The 908-nt window shown below is 66.7% G+C and carries 2 protein-coding genes; both read left to right on the top strand.

Annotated elements, in window-relative coordinates:
- The coding region (locus F3T56_RS47245) for a hypothetical protein (RefSeq protein WP_216373071.1) at positions 1 to 133 on the top strand (133 nt) is incomplete at its 5' end.
- A 183-nt stretch (positions 134 to 316) separates the two neighbouring features.
- Complete coding sequence (locus F3T56_RS40755) at positions 317 to 841, top strand: hypothetical protein (protein WP_149830506.1); 525 nt, start codon at positions 317 to 319, stop codon at positions 839 to 841.
- Positions 842 to 908 lie beyond the last annotated feature (67 nt).

The following is a 908-nucleotide window of genomic DNA, read 5'->3' on the forward strand; positions in this document are numbered from 1 at the left end:
ACGCATCAAGATCGCCACCTGGATCACCGACTTCTATAACGCCAGGCGGCTACACAGCGTGTGCGGGTTCAAGAGCCCGATCGACTACGAACGCGAGTACCGGGCCACCCTCGCCGAGGGACTGGCCGCATAGATCGTCTCCACGCTGCGAGGGGATTGACAGCACCTGCGCACTTGGGTGGCAGCAGTACGCATCTCAGTTGACGCGTGGCTCCTGCACCCTGCACCAGGTAATTCGCAGGCGTCCCGCCCAGCTCCCGTCCTATCCTGTCCGCTGCCGTCCATGCCGGGACGGGCCCGACGGAGGAGCGGCGGAGTGCCGGACGTGTACAAGATCATGCTGGATGCCGAGTTGAGCAAGGCGTTCGACGTGTGGTCCGGCTATCTGAACGCCCGGACTGGCGAGGATGCTCAGGTCCGTGCACGACTGCGCTCCACGTTGCAGTCGGCCCGCGCGGCAGATGCCGAGGGCGATCCCGCGTCTGCACGCGCCTTGGTGGCGGAGATGTACGACGACGCCCGAGAAGCTGGCCTTCCCTGGGCTCCCGTGCAGCCTGGTCCCTGCGCGGCGGACAGGCAGGCGCGCGACTACGCCAAGGACGAATTGCGGCAGGTGCTTCCTGTGCACCTGCGCGAGGATCTCGATAGCATCGCGATCTACCTGAGCGTCACGGGCCGCCGCCTCCAGACCGTCCCCGGCCTGGACGCCGCCACCCGCCAGGACATCCTCTACATCTCGGCCCGCGCCGGGATGGCCCTTGATCTCGCCCATCCAACAGCAGCGCGACGGGAACTCGAACGCCTGAAGGCAATTGCGCGGCGCTGCGGCGTGGAGCCCTGAGACCCCGTGAACAAACTGATCGTCGAGGGCGGGTGGGAATCGGCGAAGTGACGTGCACGGCCAGGAC

It is taken from the genome of Streptomyces tailanensis (assembly GCF_008386495.1).
GTDB classification, from domain to species: domain Bacteria; phylum Actinomycetota; class Actinomycetes; order Streptomycetales; family Streptomycetaceae; genus Streptomyces; species Streptomyces tailanensis.